The organism is Flavobacteriales bacterium, from assembly GCA_016712535.1.
In the GTDB taxonomy this organism is placed as follows: domain Bacteria; phylum Bacteroidota; class Bacteroidia; order Flavobacteriales_F; family PHOS-HE28; genus PHOS-HE28.
On record JADJQW010000009.1, the window covers coordinates 1 to 4,716 of the forward strand.

Here is a 4,716-nt window from a genome sequence, read left to right on the forward strand (position 1 = left end):
CAGCTCGTGCATCTTTGTGAGGTTTGTCCGCCGATTGGAGCGTTCAGCCTTGGCCAGCATGGACTCCAGCACTGCGTCCGGATGGATGTCTGTCATTCCGCTCATACTTCATCTCCAGAGAGGGGCTGGCGTCCAGCGGGGAACATCCGGGTGAGTTTGGCCCGAGCTAGCAACGCGGACAGATCCATGTCAAAGTGCTGGCTAAGACGTACGCCAGCATCCATCAGGCGAATCACCTCCCGCTGCCCCAGCGCGGGATTCGCCGGGTTCATCTGCTGCGCAAGATGGCGCATGAAAGCATTGCCCGGTAGCAGTTGCTCCTGTTCGGCTCAACAGCATGAATACAGGCCGTATATTATCGCGGTAGAGCGCAGCATCAAGCAGCTGGCTGCGACGGAATACCGCCTTGCCCGGCTCCAGGTCTGGGTAGATTTCGGCGTTGTCACACACCCCGGAGAGTTGTAATAACTCCGACTCGGTTTCCTCGAAGACGGCCTGCACGTCGCAGACTGTGCCGGCAGCCACTAATTGTGTGCCGTCGCCATTGCGTGCTTCGAGCGCCGCCTTGCAGCGTTCGACGAGACGCCAGCAGGCCACCAAGTCTTCTGCGAAGTCGTTGAAGCGTTTCATAGCAGTCTCCCATACTCGCTCGGTCTGCCGGTAGACATCGAGCTGTGCAAATGGCTGGCCGGCGTCCTCGGCATCTACTCTCTGCTTTTTTAAATCCTGGAGCTTTTTTTCGTACGCAAGACAGTCGTTACGCGCCTCGTCGAAGTGATAGGCTAGCGTGTTGAAATGAGCTACCAGCGCCGGCACGTAGTGTGGCTCGGTAACAAACCAGCGACAGCGCACGCAGTTTCGGCTACCACCCGGCACCGGCTCGTATTTCGGATTGGTTGTCGAAGAGCCCTTTGGCAATCTGCATCCCGCCGTTGTAACAGCCGCCCACAGTGGCGTTGTCCTCAACTTCACTAATGTTGCCACCAACCAGACATAGACCGTGATGCATTGGCATCCAGCCCACCGGATTGCGAACGGCCGGATGCTGAGGAATGGCCACAGCGAGGCTGGGCACACTATTGCAGATTGCCTTATGCAGCAACTCCTTATGCTCCGTGTCGAGCAGGAAGTTTTGAATGCTCGCCTCCTTATTTGCTTCCAGCCGTTCAGCAGCATCAATCAGCACTTATTGATGTGAGTGGCCCTATGGTTTGGTGTAGTAAGAGTCATCAGCAGGCGGCTGTGGCCGACGAGCTTTTGTAGGATAGGAACGGCACCTGCCCTTCGAGCGCCAGTGCAGTGATAAGTGAAACCCGCAAGCTATGCAGGGGGAAAGAGGGTTGTACGGCCATCGTTCTGCTGTTCTCGAGGCGGGAGAAAATGGATTGTAGAGCCGTTCGATGGGCTCCCCCGGTCAGATAGTCGCAACTCCAGTGCTTCAAGCAGTGTGAACCACGGTCTAAACAACGTTGGTATCTTAAGTGGAAGGTGGCGCTCTCCATTAACGGCTTCAGGCTACCTGAACAGGAAGCACGCGTCGGGATAGCCGGTGAGTTGTAGCTTCTTTTCGCGTTTATATGACGACTATCCAGCGCCGTCCATGGCGTACGCCCGGATGGGGTTGTATTTCTCTGCCAATTGCGTAGCTTTTCAAGCCAGTAGAATACGTCCTGATGTACCGGCCCTCCGAATGACCATGGTAGTACGTAGCCTTTTTCGGGGCCTGACTTGGCAATATCTGCAGTCTTGTTGGTGTTGATGTAGAGCACGGTCGAAACCGCACCTCCATCGATGAGAGGATACTGCGTCGGAACACCCAGTTGCTGAGGCCGTCGTTCGCCACCCCGCGCGAGAGGTTCGGATTCAATAGCCAAGAGCCGCACTCGTAACGCCAAGTGTCTGCCTCGCCCGGAGTCAAGCATGCGGATCTGAAAGGTGCGCAGCGGCAGAATCGCTTCGCAAGCAACGCGACCCATCTCACTGGGCTCCATATCTCCAGCACCCGTCCCCCACGATAGTTCTGGGTTAGCGTACGGATCCGCCATACACAATCCGGATCGTTCTGATCACTCTGCTCTTAGCTTACCTCGAACCAGTCCGTTCCAGAGCGTCCCCCTTGGCCAATTTCAACACCCAATGCACCCTGCGCCCATTGCCAATCGCGGAAGTTCGGTCCCGCCGCAAGCATCCGCCGCAGCTCATCGATATAACCGTAAGGGCAATGGCGCATGTACGCTCTCGTCCCTTTTAGGTAGCCCGCTGCGGGACATTCTGGGTATAGGGTTGCGGAAGGCTGGCGAGACTACCTGTTGGCCATCGTCTGCAGCATCGCTGAATTCGCGCTGCAACACGAAGTGCAAGAATGCGTGGATATGGTTGTTGTATTCGATACCTCCTGCCGAATCTGGACAGGCCGTCTGGTAGAAATCGGGCAACACCGTACCGCGCGACAGAAGCACGGCGGGGTCGAGGGAGATCAAGACGGATGAGAAATCGGCTCGAAGAAGGCCGCAACAGCAGAAAGCCTTATGTGAATTCCGCGCGTTTCGCCTGACAACCACGCCACTGCCAACTCGCGCCAGGCGGCAAGTTGCGGATACTCATGCGTCACCCATCCCAGGGCAGTATCTGAACTGCGCTTTATCGCCTTCGTCTTGATAGTAGGAGAGGAGGATGCATTGACCTTTTGATTTGTTTTCTTTACGACCATCACAGCTTCTCAGTCCTTGAATTCAATGTCAGGCAGCAACAGACCGGACACCGACGGTGTCCAGGTGTACTTTGTTCGCAGCCGTGCGGCCGCCATCTCTAGCTCCGCTACCGTCTCTGAGTGTTTGTCTGAGTGTAAACATCTTGGCTTTCCAAGGAGGTGTGATGCATGAAACGGCGGATGAGCGCCCTATCGATCCCGGCGTTGCGTAGTCGACGACCGTAGGCATGGCGGTGGCCGTGTGGCGTCGTACCCAGTGCCTTACTCACCTTGAGCCCGATGCGCTCGCAGGGGGGCCATCATGGGTGCCGCCCTTCCAGCCCGCGTGCCGGCGGTCCATCAAGTCTGTGCGTGGCACAAGACCGAACTGGTGGGCAAGGTATCCCGCCCGGCGGCCCTTACATGCTCGTCCACTCTCGTCGCACCAATCAGTAGGTGCAGCACCGTAGCTCGGATGGTGGATGAGAACCTTGGCCCTATGCGGATTTGCAAGGTCAGAGGAGACGTCCTGGATGTATAGATGGAAGGGCTCGGATTCACGAAATCCCGAGCCATGCAGAAGCAGGGTAATGAGCATGCCACGATAATCCTTGCGACCGGCCACATTGAAGCCCCCTTAACCAACAATTTCCTCGAAGCGCTCCTCCGGGAACGCCGGCGGTTCGTCCTTTTCGACCTTCGGCAGGCGCCTACTCCTCACGCGGTAACCGGTATTGGCGGGTGATGCGTTCTTTGCCCATGTGTGGCCTAGGAAAGTTTTACTGCGGCGGTACTGATAGGCGGCTTCGTCGGTCTGCCGATCGAATGCCCCACCTGCATAGCGCGGATTGACCTTCGCAGCCTCGGGACGCATTTCGCCAAGCCAGTCGAAAAAGTCACTGAGATGAGTAACGATATGGCTGGCATCCTGCGGCGAGCGTGGGGCCCAGCACAGATTACTGGGATCGAGGCCTGTTTCTTTGTCGAACGTTCCAGTGTAGAGCCTCTGAGCAAAGTTCTGAAAGAGCCGGTAGGTTTCACTCTCGGCCGGATTGCTGCTCAGGTATTCGAGGAACATGCGCACCGAGCGGGTCACTTTTGACATCCAAGAGGCTACGGTCGTGGCTATGATAGAGGCAGTAATCAAGCAGCGATTCCAACACGCCTGCTGGCGTCAGCAATGCCGGCAATTCAGAGTAGATACTGTCGCGTCCGTGTAGATGCGCCTTGACCGTCACAAACATGGCATTCCCAAAATGTGCAAGCGACACAAGAAAGTGATCGCCTCTATGAATTCGAGTTGATGAAGATACCTGTCCAAATTCGCAGCACTGACACCAACGGCACGCATATTTTGATGGGGTGAAAGGTATATCGCGCTTTAGGTCGGTCGCCAACCGCAACAACATATCATCAAATCTTAGCAATTCGAATTCTCCAATCTAGCCAACTCGGCATTCTGAGAATGCCCTCTATTCAATACCAACACCACTCCAGTGCATCGACTTTACAGCTCTACATCAAATGTTAAATTAAGGAATAACTTGACCTGTACCGAGACAAAGAAATCCCCCTAAAAAAAAGGTAGTTACAAAGCTAAACATGACTTAGTAGCCATAACTATGTATTCCTCGCCGGGGGGAAGAACCGCTCGCGGGTTTTCTTTTGTCTGAAATTTTTGTGGTGTGCGGCAGGCACAGGGGGTTCTTTTGCCTGTCGCCAGGAGATGACGATATGTCTTCAAGAAAAGTGGTAACCCGCCGTGGACGGCGGATTCGGGGCTATTTCCCCTCTCAAAAATGTGGCCAGATGATCGCTTGGGAATCGCTACTGGAACGGGATGCCATCCTGTTGCTGGAGTTCTCCCAAGGGGTTGTTTCTATCGGCATCAGCCTACCGTGATTGACTATTCGATGGTGAGCAGATGCGCAAATTCTACCCCCGACTTTGAGGTGGTATTGGAGGGCGGAGAAGTCATTCATCTGGAAATCAAACCGGCTGCCGAGCTGGCATTGTCGGCGGTGTCA

Annotated in this window: 2 pseudogenes; both read right to left on the reverse strand. The window is 55.3% G+C overall.

The window, feature by feature from the left end:
* Positions 1-101: 101 nt before the first annotated feature.
* A pseudogene (locus tag IPK70_17570) lies at positions 102-2,710 on the reverse strand (integrase).
* A gap of 107 nt (positions 2,711-2,817) precedes the next feature.
* Positions 2,818-3,933: pseudogene (locus IPK70_17575) on the reverse strand (site-specific integrase).
* Positions 3,934-4,716: the final 783 nt, after the last annotated feature.